The sequence below is a fragment of the Nocardioides allogilvus genome, assembly GCF_003047285.1.
Classification (GTDB): domain Bacteria; phylum Actinomycetota; class Actinomycetes; order Propionibacteriales; family Nocardioidaceae; genus Nocardioides; species Nocardioides allogilvus.
In genome coordinates this window covers 78,433-98,391 of record NZ_PZYX01000005.1, presented here as the reverse complement: position 1 = coordinate 98,391, position 19,959 = coordinate 78,433, and the positions used below count along the sequence as shown (strand labels likewise).

Genomic DNA, 19,959 nt, shown 5'->3' with positions numbered 1-19,959 from the left:
GGCCGGACGGGTCGTGCTCACAGGCGTCGCTCCCGGTAGTAGGTGATGAGCGCCTTCGTCGAGGCGTCCTGTTCATCGAGTACGGCGACGTCCCCACCGACCGCGGGAGCGAGCTCCTGCGCCAGCTGCTTGCCCAGCTCGACGCCCCACTGGTCGAAGCTGTCGATGCCCCACACGACCCCTTGGACGAAGGTGAGGTGCTCGTAGAGGGCGATCAGCTGGCCGAGCACGCCCGGTGTCAGCGCCGGCGCCATGATCGAGGTCGTCGGCCGGTTGCCGGGGAAGACGCGCGCGGCCACGACGTCCTCCTCGGTCCCCTCGGCGCGCACCTCGTCGGCGGTCTTGCCGAAGGCCAGCGCCTTGGTCTGGGCGAAGAAGTTGGCCAGCAACAGCTCGTGGACGTCCACGCTGCGCCCGTCCACGGCGTCGGTGAGGGGATGGGCGGGGTTGGCGAACGCGATGAAGTCGGCCGGGACGAGCTGGGTGCCCTGGTGGATCAGCTGGTAGAACGCGTGCTGCCCGTTGGTGCCGGGCTCGCCCCAGAAGACCTCGCCCGTCTGAGTGCTGACCGGCGAGCCGTCCCAGCGGACGCTCTTGCCGTTGGACTCCATGGTGAGCTGCTGGAGATAGGCCGGGAACCGGTGCAGCAGCTGGGAGTAGGGGAGCACGGCGTGCGTCGCGGCACCGAGGAAGTTGTGGTGCCAGATGTTGATCAGCCCCATCAGGGCCGGCACGTTGCTCGACAGCTCGGTCGTGCGGAAGTGCTCGTCCATCGCGTGGAAGCCCGCCAGGAACTCCGCGAACCGTTCCGGTCCGAGCGCGATCACCAGGGAGGTGCCGATCGCGGAGTCGAGCGAGTAGCGGCCACCGACCCAGTCCCAGAACCCGAAGGCGTTGTCGGGATCGATGCCGAAGTCGGCGACCTTGTCGAGCGCCGTGGAGACCGCCACGAAGTGCTGGGCGACGGCGTCGACCGGATCGGCATCCGGCAGGGCGTCGAGCAGCCAGGCCCTGCACAGCCGCGCGTTGGTCAGCGTCTCCAGGGTCGAGAAGGACTTGCTGGAGACGATGAAGAGCGTGCTGGCGGGGTCGAGACCCTGCAGTGTCAACGCGGCGTCGGTCGGATCGATGTTGCTGATGAAGCGACACTCCAGCCCGTCCTTGACGTACGGCGCCAGCGCCTCGTAGGCCATGACGGGACCCAGGTCCGAGCCACCGATCCCGATGTTGACCACCGTGCGGATCGGCTGCCCGGTGACGCCGGTCCACTCGCCGGAGCGCACCCGCTCGGCGAACGCGTAGACCCGCGTCAGCACGGCGTGGACGTCGGCCACCGCGTCCTGGCCGTCGACCGTCAGCGACGAGGACTTCGGGGCCCGCAGGGCGGTGTGCAGCACGGCCCGGTCCTCGGTGACGTTGATGTGGGCGCCCGCGAACATGGCGTCGCGTCGCTGCGTCAGCCCGACCTCGGCGCCGAGTGCGAGCAGCGCGTCGAGGACGTCGTCGTCGACGAGGTTCTTCGACAGGTCGACGTGGAGGTCGGCAGCGGTGAACGTCAGCCGGGAGGCGCGGTCGGGGTCCTTCGCGAAGGACGCCCGCAAGTCGGGAGCGTGGTCACGGCTCAGCTCGCTGAGCCGTGACCACGCGTCCGTGGCAGTCGCGTCCACCGGAGCGGTCGCGGCCGGGTCGGTCACGACTGTCCGCCGGCCGCCTCGAGCTGGCCGCGGACGGTGTCGAGGAGCTCGTTCCACGAGGTCACGAACTTGTCGACGCCCTCGGCCTCCAGCACGGAGATCACGTCGTCGTAGTCGATGCCCACGGCGGCGAGGGACTCCATGGTGGCAGCGGCCTCGTCGTAGCTCGTGCTGACCTGGTCGCCGAGCACCTCGCCGTGGTCCGCGAAGGCCTGCATCGTCTTCTCGGGCATGGTGTTGACGGTGTTGGGCACCACCAGGTCGGTGACGTACATGGTGTCGCGGTAGTCGGGGTTCTTCACCCCGGTCGAGGCCCACAGCGGGCGCTGGGAGTTGGCGCCGGCGTCAGCCAGGGCAGCCCAGCGGTCGCCGGAGAAGAACTCCTCGTAGTCGCGGTAGGCGAGCACGGCGTTGGCCACGCCGGCCTTGCCGCGCAGCGCGAGCGCCTCGTCGCTGCCGATCGCCTCCAGCCGCTTGTCGATCTCGGTGTCGACACGGGAGACGAAGAAGGACGCCACCGAGTGGATCCGGGCCAGGTCGTGACCGTTGTCGCGGGCCTGCTCGAGGCCGGCGAGATAGGCCTCCATCACCTCGCGGTAGCGGCCCAGGCCGAAGATCAGCGTCACGTTGACGCTGATGCCCTCGGCCAGGGCGGCGGTGATCGCGGGGCCACCCGCGTCAGTGGCGGGGATCTTGACCAGGAGGTTGTCCCGGTCCACCGCCTTCCAGAGGTCCGTGGCCGAGGCGGTGGTGGCGTCGGTGTCGTTGGCGAGGGTGGGGGAGACCTCGATGGACACCCTCCCGTCGACGCCGTGGGAGGCGTCGAAGACCGGCTTGAAGATGTCGCAGGCCGCCCGTACGTCGCCGGTCGTCAGCTGGAAGACGGTGGTCTCCACGTCGGCACCGGAGCCGGCGAGGTCGCGCACCTCGGCGTCGTAGCGTTCGCCGTCCTTGAGGGCCGCGGCGAAGATCGACGGGTTGGTGGTCACCCCGACGACCGAGGAGGAGGCGATGAGCTCGGCGAGGGTGCCGGACTCGATGCGTTCGCGGGACAGGTCGTCGAGCCAGATGGAGACGCCTGCGTCTGCGAGAGCCTTCAAGCGGTCACTCATGGTTGTTCCCTCTCACTGGTGGGTTGGGACGTCACTTGCCAGCGGCTTCGATGCTGTCCTTGGCGGCCTGGGCGACCGCCTCGCTGGTCACGCCGAACTCGGTGAAGATGCGCTGGTAGTCGGCGCTGGCGCCGTAGTGCTCGATGGAGACGATGCGCCCGGCGTCGCCGACCAGCTCGCGCCAGCCCTGGGCGATGCCGGCCTCGACACTGACCCGGGCCTTGACGGTCGGGGGCAGCACCGTGTCGCGGTAGGCCTGCTCCTGCTCGTTGAACCACTCGATGCACGGCATCGAGACGACGCGGGCCTTGATGCCGTCGGCGGCCAGCAGGTCGCGGGCACCGATCGCGAGCTGCACCTCGGAGCCGGTGCCGATCAGGACGACGTCGGGCTGGGCGTCCTCGGCGTCGAGCAGGACGTAGCCGCCCTTGGCCACCCCGGAGGCGTCGGCATAGCCGTCGGTGCCGCGCGGGAAGGTCGGCACGTTCTGACGGGTGAGGCACAGGCCGGCCGGGCGGTCGGTGTGCTGGAGGACGGTGTGCCACGCGACAGCGGTCTCGTTGCCGTCCGCGGGACGGACGATGTCGAGGCCGGGGATGGCGCGCAGGGCCGCGAGGTGCTCGATCGGCTGGTGGGTCGGGCCGTCCTCGCCGAGGCCGACGGAATCGTGCGTCCAGACGTAGATGGTGGGGATCTGCATCAGCGCCGCCAGGCGCACGGCGGGGCGCATGTAGTCGGCGAACTGCAAGAACGTGCCGCCGAAGACGCGGGTGAGGCCGCCGAGGGTGATGCCGTTCATGATCGAGCCCATGGCGTGCTCGCGGATGCCGAAGTGCAGCACCCGGCCGGCCAGCGGGTGGGCCTTCCACTCGCCCGTGGAGCGCGACTCCGGCAGGAACGACGGGGCGTCGGTGATGGTGGTGTTGTTGGAGCCGGCCAGGTCGGCCGAGCCGCCCCACAGCTCGGGCATCAGCGGCGCGATCGCGTTGATCACCTTGCCGCTGGCCGAGCGCGTGGCGACACCCTTGGCGTCGGCCGGGAACGTCGGCAGCGCCTTGGCCAGGCCCTCGGGCAGGGCGCCGTCCTGGAGCCGCTCGAGCAGGGCGGCCTCCTCCGCGTGGCTGGAGGCCCAGGCAGCGAACTTCTCGCTCCACTCCTTCTCCCACACGGTGCCGCGCTCACGCAGCGCACGGGTGTGGGCCAGCACGTCCTCGGGCACCTCGAACTTCTGCTCGGGGTCGAAGCCCAGCACCACCTTGGTGGCCGCGACCTCCTCGTCGCCGAGCGCGCTGCCGTGGGCGGCCTCGGTGTTCTGGGCGTTGGGGGCGGGCCAGGCGATGATCGTGTCGAGCACGATCATGCTGGGCTGGTCGGTGACCTCGTCGGCCGCCTTGATCGCGGCATAGAGGGCGTCGATGTCCTCGACGTACTCGGTGCCGCCGTTGGTCCAGTCGACGACCTGGACGTGCCAGCCGTAGGCCTCGTAGCGCTGGGCGACGTCCTCACCGAGCGCGATGTCGGTGTGGCCCTCGATCGAGATGCGGTTGCGGTCGTAGATCACCGTGAGGTTGCCGAGCTCCTGCACGCCCGCCAGCGACGAGGCCTCGCCGGAGACGCCCTCCTCGATGTCACCGTCGGAGCAGATCGCGTAGACCTTGCGGGCGAAGGGCGACTCGGCCTCAGGGGTGTCCGCGTCGAGCATCCCGCGCTCACGACGGGCGGCCATCGCCATACCGACCGCGTTGGCGACGCCCTGGCCGAGCGGGCCAGTGGTCGTCTCGACGCCGGCGGTGTGGCCGACCTCGGGGTGACCCGGAGTCTTCGAGCCCCAGGTGCGCAATGACTTGAGGTCCTCGATCTCGAGGCCGAAGCCGCCGAGGAAGAGCTGGGTGTAGAGCGTGATGCTGGTGTGTCCGCAGGAGAGCACGAAGCGGTCGCGGCCCAGCCACGTCGGGTCGGCCGGGTTGTGGCGCATCACCTTGTGAAAGAGGAGGTAGGCCGCGGGCGCCAGGCTCATGGCCGTGCCGGGGTGGCCGTTGCCGACCTTCTGGACGGCATCCATGGCCAGCACACGAGCCGTGTCCACGGCCTTCGCGTCGAGTTCGGTCCAGTCCAGCTCGGGCAGCGAGGAGGTCACGATGTTCCTTATGGTTCGTCAGGCAGCGGGCACTGCCGAGCCTACTCATGTCGCGGGATAGACTCGACCCCGCACTGATCCCCCTTCTCTTGAGGTCTTCACCTTGTCCCACGTCGGCCAACCGGCCTCGGCTGCTGTGCCCTCCGGGGACCCGGAAGAGTCGACCCCGGGCTATCCCGGTGCCACTGGCGCCGACGACCGCACCTCGTTCAAGGACGTCGTCGCGGCCTATGTCGGGTTGACGAAGCCGCGCGTCATCGAGCTGCTGCTCCTGACGACCGTGCCGGTGATGTTCTTCGCCGCGCGGGGGATCCCGCCGCTCGGGCTCGTCGCCGCGACCGTCGTGGGCGGCGCGCTGTCGGCCGGGTCCGCGTCGGCCTACAACTGCGTCTACGACCGCGACATCGACGAGCAGATGCGTCGCACCCGCCGTCGCGCCCTGCCGCGCCACATCGTCACCGCCCGCTCCGCGCTGGTCTTCGCGACCGTGCTGGCGGTGCTCTCGACCGTCGTGCTGGCGCTGTGGGTCAACCCGCTCAGCGCCGGGCTGTCGGTGCTGGCCAACGCGTTCTACGTCCTCGTCTACACGATGGTCCTCAAGCGCCGCACCACCCAGAACATCGTCTGGGGTGGTCTCGCGGGCTGCTTCCCGGCCCTGATCGGCTGGACCGCCGTGACCGGCTCGCTGGCGTGGACGCCGGTGATCCTGTTCCTGGTGGTGTTCTTCTGGACTCCGCCGCACACCTGGGCACTCGCTCTGCGCTACCGCGAGGACTATGCCAACGTCGACGTCCCGATGCTGCCGGTCGTCAGGCCGGCCCCGGAGGTCGGGCGGCAGATCGTCCTCTACGCCTACGTCATGGTGGCGACGTCACTGCTGCTGTGGCCGATCGCCGACACCAGCCTGTTCTACCCGGTCGCGGCCGCGGTGCTGGGTGTGGCCTTCCTGGTGGAGGCCCACCGCATGTGGAAGCGCGCGAAGACCTCCGACGAGCTCAGCGTGATCAACCCCATGCGGTTGTTCCACATGTCCAACCTGTATCTCTCGCTGCTCTTCGTGGCAGTGGCGCTAGACCCGCTGCTCTTCGGCTGAGGCACGCGCACCGGTCGACAGCACGGCCCAGGTGACGGCCGCGGAGATCAGCGCGGCGCCGAGCATGTGCAGGGCGACGAGGACCTCGGGCAGGTCGGTGAAGTACTGCACGAAGCCGAGCAGGCCCTGGGCCAGCTCGAGCACGAGCAGTGCGCCCACCGCGTTGCGGACCAGGGTCGCGCCCCGGCGCTGGGCGACCAGGACCAGCCCGAAGGTCAGGGCGAGCAGGAGGTAGACGGCGGCCGCGTGCACGTGCGACATGACCTGGGGGTCCAGGCCCGTCCGGCGCGACTCGAGGTCACCGGAGTGCGGGCCGCTGCCCGTCACGACCGTGCCGAGGTAGAGCACCACCCAGGTCGTGGCGAAGACGAGCCAGGCGAGCCGACGCAGGCGAGGGCTCGCCGCTCGGACCGGGCCGCGCAGCTCGTCGAGCAGCAGCACGCAGACACCGATCATGGCCATCGACAGCAGCAGGTGCAGCGACACGATCCAGGGGTTGAGGTCCGTCAGCACGGTGATGCCGCCGACGATGCCCTGGGCCGGCACGCCGATGGCGATGATCGCGGCCAGCCGCGTCGCGCGCGCCCGGTCGCTGCGCCACAGGGACAGGAACGAGGCGATCGCGACCGCGACCAGCACCCACGTCAGCATGCGGTTGCCGAACTCGATGGCGCCGTGGATCCCGAGCGCACCGTGGGGCACGTAGGACTCCTCCGTGCAGCGCGGCCAGGTCGGGCAGCCGAGCCCGGAGTCGGTCAGGCGCACGGCACCGCCGGTGACGACGATGCCGATGTTGGCCACGAGGTTGGCGATCGCCAGCGGCCAGGCGAAGCGGTGCAGTGCAGGCATCTCTATTCCCATTTGAAGGTGCGGGCGGTGAGCAGGGTCCCGAGGACTCCCCACGCCACGAGGATGACGATGGCGGTGAGGTCCAGGCGAGCGTCGACGAGGGCGGCGCGCATCGCGTCGCCCAGCGCGGCGGAGGGCAGCCAGCCGATGACGGCCGACGCGGCGCCGTACGACGAGGTGGGCAGGACGACCCCGCCCCCGACCATCAGCAGGAGGTAGACGAGGTTGGCGAGCGCCAGCGTCGCCTCGGCCCGCAGCAGCCCGGCGACGAGGAGGCCCAGCGAGGCGAAGGCCCAGGTGCCGGCGGCGACCGCGAGCATGGTGGCGCCGATCGACACGGGCGGGTTGTCGAGCGACGGCCGCCAGCCGAGCAGCAGGCCGACCACGACCAGCACGACGAGCTGGAGGGCGACGACGTTGAGCAGCGCCAGCACCTTGCCGAGCAGGAGGCCGGAGCGCGGCAGGGGAGAGGCACCGAGGCGCTTGATCACGCCGTAGCGACGCTCGAACCCGGTGGCGATGGCGATCGAGGTGAACGCGGTGGACATGACGGCGAGGGCGAGGACGCCCGGAGCGAGTACGTCGACGGGCTGGTGTCCGTCGAGGTCGAGCCCGAGCCGCTCGGCGCCGAGGACGCCGCCGACGAGCACGATCACCGGGATCACGATGGCGAGCAGCAGCTGCTCGCCGTTGCGCAGCATCAGCCGCGCCTCCATGCGGGCCTGGGTCGCGACCTGCCGGGCGAACGGAGCGGCACCGGGGGCGGGGGTGAACCCGCCGAGCTGGGCGCTCATTCGGCCAGCTCGCGTCCGGTGAGCGTCAAGAACACGTCCTCGAGGGTCTGGCGTCCCAGCGCGAGCGACTCCGGCACGACGTCGTGGCTCTCGCACCACTGCGAGACGATCCGTAGCGTGCTGCCGTCGGCGGGGCCGGTGACGAGCATGCTCCGGGCGTCGAGCTGGGTGACCGACGTCCGGGGGCCGAGCTCGGCACCCAGCGACTCCGGGGCGCCCTCGGGGAAGGGACGGGTGACGACGAGCCGGATCGTGGCGGTGTGGCCGCCGCTCGTGAGCTCGGTCGGTGACCCCGAGGCGATCAGCCGGCCGTGGTCGATGATGTGGATCTGGTCGGCGAGGTGCTCGGCCTCGTCCATGTGGTGGGTGGTGAGCACGACGGTGACGCCGTCGCGGCGCACCTCCTCGAGCAGCCCCCAGGTGGTGCGCCGGGCCTGCGGGTCCATGCCGGCGGTCGGCTCGTCGACGAAGACGAGCTCGGGACGGCCGACGAGCGCCATCGCCAGGCCCAGGCGCTGCTGCTGCCCGCCGGAGAGGCGCCGGTAGGGGGTCCGGCCGCAGTCCGCCAGACCGAGGCGGTCGTGCAGCATCGCGGTGTCGAGCGGGTGGGCGTGCAGGGCGGCGACGTGGTCGAGCATCTCCATCGCGCGCACGCCGCTCCAGGCACCGCCGGACTGGAGCATCACGCCGACGCGGGGGAGCAGCTCGCGCCGTTGGCGGTGGGGGTCGAGTCCGAGCACGCGCACGGTCCCGGCCTGCGGTCGGCGGTAGCCCTCGCACGTCTCGAGGGTGGTGGTCTTGCCGGCACCGTTGGGGCCGAGGACCGCCGTGATCGACCCGCGGGCGACCTGCATGGACAGTCCGTCGACGGCCACCTTGTCGCCGTACGCCATCACCAGCCCGTCGATGTCGACGGCCAGCTCGCTGGCGGACGACACAGCGTGGGACTCGACGGGCACGGCCGTGAGTCTAGGAGTGCACCGAGAACAAACCGGACGCGCCCTGTCCGTGGTCACGACTACGGTTGGCGCATGACTTCCCACCACGCGATCGAGGCCGAAAACCTCGTCAAGCATTTCGGCGAGACCGTCGCCGTCGACGGCGTCTCCTTCGTCGTCCCCCAGGGCACGGTGCTCGGGCTGCTCGGCCCCAACGGCGCCGGCAAGACGACGACCGTGCGCATGATGACCACCCTCACCGCCCCCACCTCCGGCACCGCCCGGGTGGCGGGCCACGACGTCCTGACCGATCCCGCCGCCGTCCGCCGCAGCATGGGCCTGACCGGCCAGGCGGCCACGGTCGACGAGCTGTTGACCGGGCGGGAGAACCTGCGTCTCATCGGCCAGCTCTACGGCCTCGACGCGGGCTACATCAAGCGTGCCGGCGACGAGCTGCTCGAGCGGTTCTCGCTCGCCGAGGCGGGCGATCGCATCGCCAAGACCTACTCCGGCGGCATGCGCCGGCGCCTCGACCTGGCGGTCAGCCTGATCGCGACGCCGCCGGTGCTCTTCCTCGACGAGCCGACCACCGGCCTCGACCCGCGCTCGCGCGTCGAGCTGTGGGAGGTGCTGCGCGAGCTCGTCGCCGACGGCACGACGCTGCTGCTGACGACGCAGTACCTCGAGGAGGCCGACCAGCTGGCCGACAACATCGTGGTCATCGACCGCGGCACCGTGATCGCCGAGGGCACGCCGCTGCAGCTCAAGGACCAGTCCGGCGCCGCCGCCCAGGTCGTCACCGTGTCGCACGCCGGGGACCTCGAGCGGGCCGAAGCGCTGATCCGCCCGCACGTGCGCGAGGTGCACGTCGACGCCGGTGCTCGCCAGCTCACCGCGCCCGCCGAGGGCCTGGGCCACATGACGAAGGTCGCCGGGCTCTTCGACGAGAGTGCGATCGTCCTCGACGACATCGGGCTCAAGCGCCCCAGCCTCGACGACGTCTTCCTGCACCTGACCGGCCACCGCGCCGAGGACACCGCCCCTGACGCAGACGAGGAACTGGTCTCATGACGACGACCCTGGAACGCCCGCAGATCCGCGAGACCGGCCTGCTCGGCCAGTCGCTGGCGATCGCGCGTCGCAACTTCATCCACATCAAGCGCATGCCCGAGATGCTGATGGACGTCACCATCCAGCCGGTGATGTTCGTGCTGCTCTTCGCCTATGTCTTCGGCAGCTCGATCGACGTCCCGATCGATGGCGGCTACAAGGCCTTCCTGCTGCCCGGGATCATGGCCCAGACCGTGGCCTTCTCGTCCTTCATCGTCGCGGTGGGTCTCACGGCCGACCTGGAGAAGGGGATCGTCGACCGGATGCGGTCGCTGCCGATCAATCCCGCCGCCGTGCTGGTGGGCCGCTCGTTCTCCAGCGTCGCGCACTCCTCGATCGGGCTGGTGGTGATGTCGCTGACCGGGCTCGCGATCGGCTGGCGGATCCACACCAACATCCTCGAGGCGCTGCTCGGCTACCTCCTGCTGGTGGGCTGGGCCTTCGCGATGATCTGGGTGGGCATCCTGGTGGGATCGGCCATGCGCTCGGTCGAGGCGGTCAACGGTGTGATGTTCGCCACCATGTTCCCGGTCACCTTCCTGGCCAACACCTTCGCGCCGACCGACGGCATGCCGTCCTGGCTGCGGTTCGTCGCGGAGTGGAACCCGATCTCGTCGCTGACCCAGGCCGTGCGCGTGCTCTGGGGCAACGACTACCAGCTCGCCGAGGGCGCGGCGTTCCCGATGCACCACCCGATCCCGTTCACGCTCGGCTGGATCGTGCTGCTGACCGCCACCTTGGCTCCGCTGGCCATCCGCACCTTCAAGAAGCGCACCGCCGACTGAGGCGGCTCGCGGCCAGGCCGGCGGCCAGGTCGGCGGCGAGGTTAGGGCAGCCTTGCTTGAACAGGTGGAAGCATTAACGTCACACTTACGTTGTGCAATTCATGAGGCCGACCACCACGCGCGCCGGGGGGACCCCCGACGGGGACGCACCCACCCGTGACCGGGTGGCGCGGTCGATCCTCGAGAACGGCCCCTCCACGGCCGCCGACCTGGCCGCCCGGTTGGACCTGACCGCCGCTGCGGTGCGCCGCCACCTCGATCACCTGACCGAGGACGGCACCGTCGAGGCGCGCGACCAGAAGGTCTACGGCAACCGCGGTCGCGGTCGGCCGGCCAAGGTCTTCGCGCTCACCGACACCGGACGCGACGCCTTCGTGCAGCAGTACGACGACCTCGCCGTACAAGCCCTCAGGTTCGTCGCCGAGACCGGTGGCGACGCGGCCGTGATGGAGTTCGCCCGTCGCCGGGTGGCCTTCGTCGAGCGTGACTACGCCGCCGTCGTGGCCGAGGACTCGAGCCTGACGCCGGCCGAGGCGCTGGCCCGGGTGTTCAGCGCCGAGGGCTATGCCGCCAGCGTGCGCACCCTGCCCATCGGCGACCAGCTCTGCCAGCAGCACTGCCCCGTCTCGCACGTGGCCCACGAGTTCCCGCAGCTGTGCGAGGCCGAGACCGAGGCCATCGGCCGCGTGCTCGGCACCCACGTCCAGCGGCTCGCGACCATCGCCCACGGCGATGGCGTCTGTACGACTTGCATCCCCACCACCCAGAAGGAGAAGGCATGACCTCCATCGAAGAACTGAACCCCGAGCTCCAGGGCATCGGCCGTTACGAGTTCGGCTGGTCCGACAAGAACGACGTCGGTGCCGACGCGAAGCGCGGTCTCAGCGAGGACGTCGTCCGTAACATCTCCGCGCTCAAGTCCGAGCCGCAGTGGATGCTCGACCTGCGCCTGAAGGGCCTCAAGCTCTTCCACCGCAAGCCGATGCCGACCTGGGGTTCCGACCTGTCGGCCATCGACTTCGACAACATCAAGTACTTCGTCCGCTCCAGCGAGAAGCAGGCGACCTCGTGGGACGACCTGCCCGAGGACATCAAGAACACCTACGACAAGCTCGGCATCCCCGAGGCGGAGAAGCAGCGCCTCGTGTCCGGTGTCGCGGCGCAGTACGAGTCCGAGGTCGTCTACCACTCGATCCGTGAGGACCTCGAGGCCCAGGGCGTGCTCTTCCTCGACACCGACACCGCCCTGCGCGAGCAGCCCGAGCTCTTCCAGGAGTACTTCGGCACCGTGATCCCGGTCGGCGACAACAAGTTCGCCGCGCTCAACACCTCGGTGTGGTCGGGTGGCTCGTTCATCTACGTGCCGAAGGGTGTCCACGTCGACATCCCGCTGCAGGCCTACTTCCGGATCAACACCGAGAACATGGGGCAGTTCGAGCGCACGCTGATCATCGTCGACGAGGACGCCTACGTGCACTACGTCGAGGGCTGCACCGCGCCGATCTACTCCTCCGACTCGCTGCACTCGGCCGTGGTCGAGATCATCGTGAAGAAGGGCGGCCGCTGCCGCTACACGACCATCCAGAACTGGTCGAACAACGTCTACAACCTCGTCACCAAGCGCGCCGTCTGCGAGGCCGGCGCCACCATGGAGTGGGTCGACGGCAACATCGGCTCGAAGGTGACGATGAAGTACCCCGCCATCTACCTGATGGGCGAGCACGCCAAGGGCGAGACGCTGTCGATCGCGTTCGCGGGCGAGGGCCAGCACCAGGACGCCGGCGCCAAGATGGTGCACGCGGCGCCGCACACCTCGTCGAGCATCCTGTCCAAGTCGGTGGCACGCGGTGGTGGCCGCACCTCCTACCGCGGCCTGATCCAGGTCAACGAGGGCGCCTACGGCTCGAAGTCCAACGTGCTGTGCGACGCCCTGCTCGTCGACCAGATCTCGCGCTCGGACACCTACCCGTACGTCGACATCCGTGAGGACGACGTGTCGATGGGTCACGAGGCCAGCGTCTCCAAGGTCTCCGACGACCAGCTCTTCTACCTCATGTCGCGAGGCATGGAGCAGGACGAGGCGATGGCGATGATCGTCCGCGGTTTCGTGGAGCCGATCGCCAAGGAGCTGCCGATGGAGTACGCCCTCGAGCTCAACCGACTGATCGAGCTGCAGATGGAGGGCGCGGTGGGCTGATCCTCCGGGATCAGCACGCTCCGTCCACCCCGCACGTAGAAAGAGAATTTGTGACTGTCACGGAATCTGTCCGGTCTGCCCTCGAGGTGGACAAGGTCGAGAGCCACCTGCACCCGCAGGGCTCCTTCGACGTCGCCGACCACGTGGTCCCGACCGGCCGCGAGGAGATCTGGCGCTTCACCCCGCTCAAGCGACTGCGTGGCCTGCACGCCGACGCGCCCCTGACGGCGCGCTCGTGCAAGGCGACGTGGACCGAGCACGAGGGCGTGGACATCCGCGTCGTCACCGGCGACGAGGCGCAGTCCGTGCGCGGCGTGACCGCGTGGGCGCCCAACGCCCGGTTCGCTGCCCGCGTCCTGGCCGAGGTGCCGGCGAGCATCCTCGTCGACGTGCCGGCCGAGCACGAGATGGCCGAGCCGATCTTCATGGAGATCGAGGGTGTCGACCTCGACGCCACCATGGGTGCCCACATGACGCTGCGCTTCGGCGCGCACAGCCGTGGGGTCATCGTCGTCAACCACACCGGCTCCGCCGCGGTCGCGGCCGTGGTCGAGGTGGTCGTGGGCGACGGTGCCGACGTGACGGTCGTGTCCCTGCAGGACTGGGCCGGCGACGCCGTCCACCTCTCGCACCACCAGGCGCTCGTCGGTCGCGACGCGACGTACAAGCACGTGGCGGTGACGTTCGGCGGCGACGTGGTGCGGATGGACTGCAACGTGCAGTACGACGGCCCCGGCGGGTCCGCCGAGCTGCTCGGCCTCTACTTCGCCGACGAGGGCCAGCACATCGAGCACCGCCTCTTCGCCGACCACACCGCGCCGCGCACCAAGAGCAACGTGCTCTACAAGGGCGCGCTGCAGGGCCAGGGCGCACACACCGTCTGGGTCGGCAACGTCCTGATCCGCAAGGTGGCCGAGGGCATCGAGACCTTCGAGGAGAACCGCAACCTGGTGCTCAGCGACGGCTGCCACGCCGACTCCGTGCCCAACCTGGAGATCGAGACCGGTGAGATCGCCGGTGCCGGCCACGCCTCGGCGACGGCCCGCTTCGACGACGAGCAGCTGTTCTACCTCCGCTCGCGCGGCATCGACGACAAGGAAGCCCGCCGCCTCGTGGTGCACGGGTTCTTCAACGACCTGATCCGCAAGATCGGCGTGCCCTCGATCGAGGACAAGCTGATGGCCACCGTCGAGGCCGAGCTGGCCAAGAACGTGCTGCGCGAGGACGCGGAGGTCGGAGCATGACCTTCGTCCGCGCCTGCGCGCTCGACGAGGTCCCCGTCGACGAGGCCTTCGCCGTGACGATCGGCGACCTCGACGTCGCCGTGGCGCGCAACGGCGACGAGGTCTTCGCGATCCAGGACCTCTGCTCGCACGCGGCCGTCGCCCTCTCCGAGGGCGAGGTCGCCAACTGCACCATCGAGTGCTGGCTGCACGGCTCGACCTTCGACCTGCGCACCGGCAAGCCCACCACGTTCCCCGCGACCGAACCGGTCGCCACCTTCCCAGTCGAACTTCGCGACAACGACGTCTATGTCGACGTCGAGACCACCCTGAATGGAGTGACCCCCTCATGAGCACGCTTGTCATCAAGGACCTGAAGGTTTCCGTCGACACCGAGGACGGCCCCAAGGAGATCCTCAAGGGCGTCACGCTGACGATCAAGGACGGCGAGACGCACGCGATCATGGGCCCCAACGGCTCGGGCAAGTCGACGCTGGCCTACTCGATCGCCGGCCACCCGAAGTACACCGTCACCGGCGGCACCGTCACCCTCGACGGTGAGGACGTGCTGGCGATGACTGTCGACGAGCGTGCCCGCGCCGGCCTGTTCCTGGCGATGCAGTACCCCGTCGAGGTGCCCGGCGTCTCGGTCTCGAACTTCCTGCGTACGGCGAAGACCGCGATCGACGGCGAGGCCCCCAAGCTCCGCACCTGGATCAAGGACGTCAACGCCTCCCTGCAGGCGCTCGACCTCGACCCCACCTTCTCCACGCGCAACGTCAACGAGGGCTTCTCCGGTGGCGAGAAGAAGCGCCACGAGATCGCGCAGCTCGAGCTGCTCGCCCCCAAGGTCGCGGTGCTCGACGAGACCGACTCCGGCCTCGACATCGACGCGCTGAAGGTCGTCTCCGACGGCGTCAACCGGTTCAAGGCCGCGGGTGACAAGGGCGTGCTGCTCATCACCCACTACACGCGGATCCTGCGCTACATCAAGCCCGACTTCGTCCACGTCTTCGTCGACGGTCGCGTCGCCGAGCAGGGCGGTCCCGAGCTGGCCGACCAGCTCGAGGCCGAGGGCTACGACAAGTACACGAAGCCCGCCACCGTCGCCGGTTGAGCAGCGAGCGCAGCGAGCGACGTCGAAACCAAGGAAGGTAGGCATGTGATGGAAGGACTGCTTCCGGAGCTGGAAGTCATCCGCAAGGACTTCCCGATCCTCGAGCGCCAGCTCGCGGGCGGCTTTCCGCTGGTCTACCTCGACAGCGCCAACACGTCGCAGAAGCCGCAGGTCGTCATCGACACGATGGTCGACCACCTCGAGCGCCACAACGCCAACATCTCCCGGGCCATGCACCAGCTGGGCTCGGAGTCGACCGAGGCGTTCGAGGCGGCCCGTGACCGGGTCGCTGCCTTCATCAAGGCGCCGAGCCGCGACGAGGTGATCTTCACCAAGAACGCGACCGAGGCGCTCAACATGGTGGCCAACACGCTGGCGTGGGCGACGGCTGAGCTGTCCATCGGTGAGGGCGACGAGGTCGTCATCACTGAGATGGAGCACCACTCCAACATCGTCCCGTGGCAGCTGCTGACCGAGCGCAAGGGCGCGACGCTGCGCTGGTTCGGGCTGACCGAGGACGGCCGGCTCGACCTGTCGAACATCGACGAGCTCATCACCGAGCGCACCAAGGTCGTGTCGCTGACCTGGGTCTCCAACATGCTGGGCACCATCAACCCGGTGGCCGAGATCGCTGCGCGCGCGCACGCGGTCGGCGCCATCGTGGTCGTGGACGCCTCGCAGGCAGCGCCCCAGCTGCCCATCGACGTGGTGGCCTCGGGTGCCGACATCCTCGTCTTCACCGGCCACAAGGTCGTCGGGCCCACCGGGATCGGCGTGCTGTGGGGGCGCCGCGAGGTGCTCGAGTCGCTGCCCCCGTTCCACGGCGGCGGCGAGATGATCGAGACCGTGAAGATGGCGCGATCGACGTACGCAGGGATCCCGCACAAGTTCGAGGCCGGGACGCCGCCGATCATCGAGGCCATCGGTCTCGGTGCCGCCGTCGACTACCTCGACCACATCGGTCTGGACGCCATCCACGCCCACGAGCAGGCCGTCACCGGCTATGCCCTCGAGGGCCTGGCGTCCGTGCCCGGCGTGCGCATCCTCGGCCCGCTGGATGCCGCCTCGCGCGGGGGAGCGATCTCCTTCGAGCTGGCCGACGTCCACCCCCATGACATCGCGCAGGTCCTCGACTCGCGCGGCATCGCGGTGCGCGCGGGACACCACTGCGCCAAGCCGGCGCACGCGCGCTTCGGCGTGCAGGCCTCGACACGCATGTCGTCCTACCTCTACACGACACCGGCGGAGATCGACGCGCTGGTCGAGAGCCTCAACTACACGCGTTCCTACTTCAAGGTGAGTTGATGGATCTCGACAGCCTCTACCAGGAGATCATCCTGGATCACTACAAGCACCCCCACCACGCAGGCCTCCGCGACCCGTTCGAGGCCGAGGTGCACCACGTCAACCCGACGTGCGGCGACGAGGTGACCTTGCGCGTGCACGTCGCCGGGGACAAGGTGGAGGACGTGTCGTACGACGCCCTCGGCTGCTCGATCTCCCAGGCCTCCGCCTCCGTGATGACCGACCTGCTGATCGGCAAGTCCGTCGAGGAGGCGATGCAGATCCACCAGACCTTCTTGGAGCTCATGCAGGGCAAGGGCCAGGTCGAGCCCGACGAGGACGTCCTGGAGGACGGCATCGCGTTCGCCGGTGTCGCCAAGTTCCCCGCGCGCGTGAAGTGCGCCCTGCTCTCGTGGATGGCGTGGAAAGACGCGACCTCCCAGTCCCTCAGATCGGAGAACTCATGACCATCGACAACAGCGACCTGCCCGACGTGCCTGCTGCCGCGGGTGGCGGCTCGACCGTCACCGTGGACGACGTCACCGAGGCGATGAAGGACGTCGTCGACCCCGAGCTCGGGATCAACGTGGTCGACCTCGGCCTGGTCTACGACGTGCACCTCGACGAGGGGTCCAACGTCGTCATCGACATGACGCTCACCTCGGCGGCCTGCCCGCTCACCGACGTGATCCAGGACCAGACCAACTCCGCCCTGGAGGGTCTCGTCAACGACGTGGCCATCAACTGGGTGTGGATGCCGCCGTGGGGTCCGGACAAGATCTCCGACGACGGCCGCGAGCAGCTGCGCGCCCTGGGCTTCAACGTCTGAGCGTGCGCTTCACCGAGCACGAGCTGACCGAGGCGGTCACCAGCGCCGCCAAGACCGTCGTCGCCATGCGCCGTCGAGGCGTACGGCGACGCGATCGCGACGACGCCTGGGCCGCCATGAGCCGGCACGAGCGCTACCAGGTGCTCGACGCCGTCGGGAGCCAGGTGCTGCCCGTCCTGCTGGCGCTCCCGGACGTCGAGGTGGCTGCCGGCACCCGCCCCACCTTCAGCGACGGCCAGGTGCTGGCGGCCGTCCAGGAGAGCCTGGGCGAGGGCGCGCGCGGGCTGCGGGGCAAGGTCGCGGTGGCCGCCCGGGTCGCCCTGGTCCGAGACGCCCTGGCGAAGCTCCCCCCGCGGCAGGGCTGACGCGCACCCCGGGGGGCTAGTGTCGCCGACATGACGGACGACGAGATTGCCACCTTCTGGGAGCTGGCGCGGTTCCACGCCAAGCTCAACGTGGCGCCGGCCTACTTCGGCCCGACCACACTCGAGGTCGTCCGGCCGCCGGCCTGGTCCTTCGGCGAGACGCCGGAGGAGGCCGACGAGTTCGTCGCGGGGCTCGACTCCGACGATCGGCTCGAGACCTCGACGCCGGCCTCGGAGTTCGCCGACGAGGCCGTGGAGCGGCCGGTCGCGGGCGCCCTGTCGATCCTGTGCAACGGGGCCGGTCACCCGGTGGCCCTGCTCGAGATCGAAGAGGTGGAGATCGGCGACGACATCGTCGAGCGCTTCCGGGTGATCTACCGGGCCGAGTCCTGATGGAGCGCAAGACCTACCTCCTCGTCGACGGGGAGAACATCGACGCGACCCTCGGCAACTCGATCCTCGGGCGGCGCCCGCGCCCCGAGGAGCGTCCTCGCTGGGACCGACTGCTCGAGTGGAGCGAGCGGAGCTTCGACCAGCCGGTGACGGGACTGTTCTTCCTCGCCGCCGGCACCGAGATGCCCACCACCTTCGTCCAGGCACTGATCGCGATCGGCTTCACGCCGGTCCCGCTGAGCGGCGCCGGCAAGGTCGTCGACATCGCCATCCAGCGCACGGCCGAGGCGCTGCTCGCGCGCGAGGCCGACGTCATCCTGGCCAGCCACGACGGTGACTTCCTCGAGCAGGTCTCCGCCCTGTGCGACGGCACCCGGCAGGTCGGCGTGGTCGGCTTCGGCGAGTTCGTCAACGCCTCCTTCCGAGGGTTGCCCGGACTGCGGATCATCGACCTCGAGTACGACGTTGGCGCGTTCAACTCCGCGCTGCCGCGCGTCAAGGTCATCCCGATCGACGAGTTCGACCCGCTCGACTTCCTCTAGGAGTCAGCCGGTGTGCACCGGCAGCGGCGGCGTCCAGGTCAGTGCGGCGTACGGCGCATAGTCCTCGATCTCGTCGCCGGGCCACGTGGCCCGACCGACGTGGGTCGTGCCGTCGAGGTCCAGCTCCACCCGGTAGTCGAACGGCCCCTGCCCCAGTCGGGTCGCGGCGTCAGGGTGGCGCTGCGACCCTGCGCCGAGGTCACGGTGACGGTTGCAGCGGCGCGCTCGGGGTGCGAGGCGAGGTCGGAGAGGGAGAGCTCCACGCCGTAGCTGTCGAGCTCGCCGTCGTGCTCGGCCAACACTGCGAGGACGCCGGTCGCCTCCGCTGGCGTCGTGCCGTCGACGGGCGTGCGCCAGCGGACGGTGGTGACGGCGTCGCCCTCCGGGCCGCGCCCGAAGATGTCGACGTCCCAGTCCCCTGCGCGCCCGGCCGGGGGGACCCGGAAGGTGCGCGGGCCAAGGCGTTCGGCGGCGACCGTGATCTGACGCGGGCAGGCGGCACCACGCTCGCGGAAGGTCACGTCCGTGAACTCCCACCCCGGCTGCTCGAAGCCGAACACGAGCTCCTCGGCGCTGCCGATCGCGGGCGGGTCGTCCGGGGGTGCCCCGTCGGCGCAGATGCCGGGCCCGCAGAAGGTCCAGGCCGTCAGCTCCAGCTGCTTCCCGTCGGCAGTGAGGACCTGGAACGTCGGGGACCGCCCGGACGACCAGCTCTCCGGGTCACCGGGGGCGGGGAGGTGGAGCCCGTCGACGAGCTCAGGGGTGTCGCCGGCCCGGTCCGCGGTCCCGCACGCGGCGAGCACCATCAGCAGGGCGGCCGGCAGGAGGAGGCGCATGCAGGTGGGACGGCGCGGCGCCGTGTGGGGTTCCGTGGCGGGTAACGTCTCGCGCGTGCCCCACGTCCTGGTCCCGCCCGCCCGCTTCGAGCGCTGGGTGAGCAACTTCGAGACCGGCCACGGCGGCGCCGCCCTGAGCGCTCTCGACGGCGCGCTGCACGGAGCGGCCGGCGACGGCTCGACGTTCACGGCGCGACTGCCGTTCGCGACGCCGTACGACGCGATGCCCGAGGTCGCCGCCTTCCTCGCGGCCGTCGAGACGCCGGGGGAGTGGGGAGTGCTGCTGGTCCGCAAGGGCGGCTTCGCCGTGGCACGCATGGCCGGCCCCACGATGGTCGAGCACAAGATCGGCCAGCGGCACGTGCAGGGGCGCACCAAGGCCGGCGGGCAGAGCCAGCAGAGGTTCGCCCGACGCAGGGACAACCAGGCACGACAGGCCTACGAGGCTGCCGCCGACCACGCGGCCCGCATCCTCGGGCGGGGCCCGCTCGTGACCGGTGGCGACCACCCGGCGGTGATCGAGGTGCTGTCGGACCAGCGACTGGCCGGCCTGCAGGTCGTCGAGCCCTGGCTGCCGGTGCCGGACCCGCGCCGCGCCGTGCTGGACCAGGCGATCCTCGACGCGCAGGCGGTCGCCGTACACGTCACCAACGCCTGATCC

General features: G+C 70.0%; 22 protein-coding genes. 15 read left to right on the top strand and 7 right to left on the bottom strand.

The window, feature by feature from the left end:
* Positions 1-17 precede the first annotated feature (17 nt).
* The 3 genes from pgi to tkt are packed head-to-tail and all read right to left on the bottom strand — an operon-like array spanning position 18 to position 4,946.
* Positions 18-1,694, bottom strand: a complete 1,677-nt coding sequence (gene pgi, locus C9J87_RS10125) for a glucose-6-phosphate isomerase (protein ID WP_107705465.1) — start codon at positions 1,692-1,694, stop codon at positions 18-20.
* Positions 1,691-2,806 carry a transaldolase gene (tal, locus tag C9J87_RS10120; protein WP_010833042.1) on the bottom strand — a complete coding sequence of 372 codons (1,116 nt, stop codon included), beginning with the start codon at positions 2,804-2,806 and terminating at the stop codon, positions 1,691-1,693. Before tal ends, pgi begins: the two co-directional genes overlap by 4 nt.
* 31 nt (positions 2,807-2,837) lie before the next feature.
* A complete protein-coding gene (gene tkt, locus C9J87_RS10115) occupies positions 2,838-4,946 on the bottom strand; it encodes a transketolase (RefSeq protein WP_198017023.1) in 2,109 nt (702 codons plus the stop codon).
* 100 nt (positions 4,947-5,046) lie between these two features.
* Between tkt and C9J87_RS10110 the strand changes: the two genes are divergently transcribed.
* Positions 5,047-6,036: a heme o synthase gene (locus C9J87_RS10110; protein WP_408635538.1), complete on the top strand. Its 990-nt coding sequence runs from the start codon at positions 5,047-5,049 to the stop codon at positions 6,034-6,036.
* Here C9J87_RS10110 and C9J87_RS10105 read toward each other — a convergent pair.
* Genes C9J87_RS10105 through C9J87_RS10095 form a run of 3 tightly spaced genes read right to left on the bottom strand, consistent with a single transcriptional unit; the run spans position 6,013 to position 8,638 of the window.
* Positions 6,013-6,885, bottom strand: a complete 873-nt coding sequence (locus tag C9J87_RS10105; protein ID WP_010833039.1) for a COX15/CtaA family protein — start codon at positions 6,883-6,885, stop codon at positions 6,013-6,015. The genes C9J87_RS10110 and C9J87_RS10105 overlap by 24 nt on opposite strands.
* Positions 6,886-6,887: 2 nt before the next feature.
* Positions 6,888-7,679, bottom strand: coding sequence for an ABC transporter permease (locus C9J87_RS10100; RefSeq protein ID WP_010833038.1), 792 nt, complete (start codon positions 7,677-7,679; stop codon positions 6,888-6,890).
* Complete coding sequence (locus C9J87_RS10095; protein ID WP_232820024.1) at positions 7,676-8,638, bottom strand: ABC transporter ATP-binding protein; 963 nt, start codon at positions 8,636-8,638, stop codon at positions 7,676-7,678. The genes C9J87_RS10100 and C9J87_RS10095 overlap by 4 nt, the downstream gene beginning before the upstream one ends.
* A gap of 72 nt (positions 8,639-8,710) precedes the next feature.
* On the opposite strand from C9J87_RS10095, the gene C9J87_RS10090 reads away from it, so the two are divergent.
* From C9J87_RS10090 to C9J87_RS10030, 13 genes are all read left to right on the top strand, one after another.
* Entirely contained in the window at positions 8,711-9,688 is a 978-nt protein-coding gene (locus C9J87_RS10090) for a daunorubicin resistance protein DrrA family ABC transporter ATP-binding protein (RefSeq protein WP_010833036.1), read from the top strand.
* Entirely contained in the window at positions 9,685-10,512 is an 828-nt protein-coding gene (locus C9J87_RS10085) for an ABC transporter permease (RefSeq protein WP_010833035.1), read from the top strand. The genes C9J87_RS10090 and C9J87_RS10085 overlap by 4 nt, the downstream gene beginning before the upstream one ends.
* 101 nt (positions 10,513-10,613) lie before the next feature.
* Positions 10,614-11,294 (top strand): helix-turn-helix transcriptional regulator, encoded by a 681-nt coding sequence (locus C9J87_RS10080; RefSeq protein WP_036490708.1) that lies wholly within the window; start codon positions 10,614-10,616, stop codon positions 11,292-11,294.
* A complete protein-coding gene (gene sufB / locus C9J87_RS10075) occupies positions 11,291-12,709 on the top strand; it encodes a Fe-S cluster assembly protein SufB (protein ID WP_010833033.1) in 1,419 nt (472 codons plus the stop codon). Before C9J87_RS10080 ends, sufB begins: the two co-directional genes overlap by 4 nt.
* A 50-nt stretch (positions 12,710-12,759) precedes the next feature.
* Entirely contained in the window at positions 12,760-13,953 is a 1,194-nt protein-coding gene (sufD, locus tag C9J87_RS10070; RefSeq protein ID WP_036490707.1) for a Fe-S cluster assembly protein SufD, read from the top strand.
* Positions 13,950-14,285, top strand: a complete 336-nt coding sequence (locus C9J87_RS10065) for a non-heme iron oxygenase ferredoxin subunit (protein ID WP_107705464.1) — start codon at positions 13,950-13,952, stop codon at positions 14,283-14,285. Before sufD ends, C9J87_RS10065 begins: the two co-directional genes overlap by 4 nt.
* Entirely contained in the window at positions 14,282-15,049 is a 768-nt protein-coding gene (gene sufC / locus C9J87_RS10060; protein ID WP_010833030.1) for a Fe-S cluster assembly ATPase SufC, read from the top strand. Before C9J87_RS10065 ends, sufC begins: the two co-directional genes overlap by 4 nt.
* A gap of 48 nt (positions 15,050-15,097) precedes the next feature.
* Positions 15,098-16,354: a cysteine desulfurase gene (locus C9J87_RS10055; RefSeq protein WP_107705463.1), complete on the top strand. Its 1,257-nt coding sequence runs from the start codon at positions 15,098-15,100 to the stop codon at positions 16,352-16,354.
* Positions 16,354-16,800: a Fe-S cluster assembly sulfur transfer protein SufU gene (gene sufU, locus C9J87_RS10050; protein ID WP_010833028.1), complete on the top strand. Its 447-nt coding sequence runs from the start codon at positions 16,354-16,356 to the stop codon at positions 16,798-16,800. Before C9J87_RS10055 ends, sufU begins: the two co-directional genes overlap by 1 nt.
* On the top strand, positions 16,797-17,162 hold the full coding sequence (locus C9J87_RS10045; RefSeq protein ID WP_010833027.1) for a metal-sulfur cluster assembly factor: 366 nt from the start codon (positions 16,797-16,799) through the stop codon (positions 17,160-17,162). Before sufU ends, C9J87_RS10045 begins: the two co-directional genes overlap by 4 nt.
* A gap of 2 nt (positions 17,163-17,164) precedes the next feature.
* Positions 17,165-17,527: a hypothetical protein gene (locus C9J87_RS10040; protein ID WP_107705462.1), complete on the top strand. Its 363-nt coding sequence runs from the start codon at positions 17,165-17,167 to the stop codon at positions 17,525-17,527.
* Between the two features lie 30 nt (positions 17,528-17,557).
* Entirely contained in the window at positions 17,558-17,920 is a 363-nt protein-coding gene (locus tag C9J87_RS10035; RefSeq protein WP_010833025.1) for an ASCH domain-containing protein, read from the top strand.
* Positions 17,920-18,462 (top strand): NYN domain-containing protein, encoded by a 543-nt coding sequence (locus C9J87_RS10030; protein ID WP_010833024.1) that lies wholly within the window; start codon positions 17,920-17,922, stop codon positions 18,460-18,462. Before C9J87_RS10035 ends, C9J87_RS10030 begins: the two co-directional genes overlap by 1 nt.
* 38 nt (positions 18,463-18,500) lie before the next feature.
* Here C9J87_RS10030 and C9J87_RS10025 read toward each other — a convergent pair whose 3' ends face one another.
* The gene (locus C9J87_RS10025) at positions 18,501-19,298 is read right to left on the bottom strand and encodes a hypothetical protein (RefSeq protein WP_107705461.1); all 798 of its coding nucleotides are present in this window, start codon (positions 19,296-19,298) and stop codon (positions 18,501-18,503) included.
* Positions 19,299-19,353: 55 nt separating this feature from the next.
* On the opposite strand from C9J87_RS10025, the gene C9J87_RS10020 reads away from it, so the two are divergent.
* On the top strand, positions 19,354-19,956 hold the full coding sequence (locus C9J87_RS10020) for an acVLRF1 family peptidyl-tRNA hydrolase (RefSeq protein WP_107705516.1): 603 nt from the start codon (positions 19,354-19,356) through the stop codon (positions 19,954-19,956).
* Positions 19,957-19,959 lie beyond the last annotated feature (3 nt).

What these genes read in the sequence shown, in the direction of transcription:
- C9J87_RS10025 (WP_107705461.1), bottom strand. Translation starts at nt 19,298, where the DNA reads ATGCGCCTCCTCCTGCCGGCCGCCCTGCTGATGGTGCTCGCCGCGTGC.
- sufB (WP_010833033.1), top strand. Translation starts at nt 11,291, where the DNA reads ATGACCTCCATCGAAGAACTGAACCCCGAGCTCCAGGGCATCGGCCGT.
- C9J87_RS10085 (WP_010833035.1), top strand. Translation starts at nt 9,685, where the DNA reads ATGACGACGACCCTGGAACGCCCGCAGATCCGCGAGACCGGCCTGCTC.
- C9J87_RS10080 (WP_036490708.1), top strand. Translation starts at nt 10,614, where the DNA reads ATGAGGCCGACCACCACGCGCGCCGGGGGGACCCCCGACGGGGACGCA.
- C9J87_RS10065 (WP_107705464.1), top strand. Translation starts at nt 13,950, where the DNA reads ATGACCTTCGTCCGCGCCTGCGCGCTCGACGAGGTCCCCGTCGACGAG.
- C9J87_RS10105 (WP_010833039.1), bottom strand. Translation starts at nt 6,885, where the DNA reads ATGCCTGCACTGCACCGCTTCGCCTGGCCGCTGGCGATCGCCAACCTC.
- tal (WP_010833042.1), bottom strand. Translation starts at nt 2,806, where the DNA reads ATGAGTGACCGCTTGAAGGCTCTCGCAGACGCAGGCGTCTCCATCTGG.
- C9J87_RS10030 (WP_010833024.1), top strand. Translation starts at nt 17,920, where the DNA reads ATGGAGCGCAAGACCTACCTCCTCGTCGACGGGGAGAACATCGACGCG.
- C9J87_RS10090 (WP_010833036.1), top strand. Translation starts at nt 8,711, where the DNA reads ATGACTTCCCACCACGCGATCGAGGCCGAAAACCTCGTCAAGCATTTC.
- sufC (WP_010833030.1), top strand. Translation starts at nt 14,282, where the DNA reads ATGAGCACGCTTGTCATCAAGGACCTGAAGGTTTCCGTCGACACCGAG.
- C9J87_RS10055 (WP_107705463.1), top strand. Translation starts at nt 15,098, where the DNA reads ATGGAAGGACTGCTTCCGGAGCTGGAAGTCATCCGCAAGGACTTCCCG.
- C9J87_RS10100 (WP_010833038.1), bottom strand. Translation starts at nt 7,679, where the DNA reads ATGAGCGCCCAGCTCGGCGGGTTCACCCCCGCCCCCGGTGCCGCTCCG.
- C9J87_RS10045 (WP_010833027.1), top strand. Translation starts at nt 16,797, where the DNA reads ATGACCATCGACAACAGCGACCTGCCCGACGTGCCTGCTGCCGCGGGT.
- sufU (WP_010833028.1), top strand. Translation starts at nt 16,354, where the DNA reads ATGGATCTCGACAGCCTCTACCAGGAGATCATCCTGGATCACTACAAG.
- C9J87_RS10035 (WP_010833025.1), top strand. Translation starts at nt 17,558, where the DNA reads ATGACGGACGACGAGATTGCCACCTTCTGGGAGCTGGCGCGGTTCCAC.